The following is a 253-nucleotide window of genomic DNA, read 5'->3' on the forward strand; positions in this document are numbered from 1 at the left end:
ACTCGGAGCCGAGCTCCTTGTTGACCGCGGACGGTTCCTTCGTGCCGTTGATGAGCTCCTGCCGACCGGCGTTCAGCTGGTCGTAGAAGGTCGGCGTGGGCCAGTCGGGGTAGTACGCGATCCCGTCCTCGGCCGTCGGGGCGTTGAAGTTCTGGATGAGCTCCTTCGACTTCGGGTCGGTGATCTCACTGGCCTTCGCCGTGACGGGCACGCCGCCGCTGCTGCCCATCAGCGCCTGGATCTTGTCCGACAT

1 pseudogene is annotated in these 253 nt (G+C 65.2%); it reads right to left on the reverse strand.

What is annotated here, in order from left to right:
- Positions 1-253, reverse strand: a pseudogene (locus tag ACPYOG_RS20055) (carbohydrate ABC transporter substrate-binding protein); the annotation flags it as partial.

It is taken from the genome of Leifsonia sp. HAY1-4F (assembly GCF_056755275.1).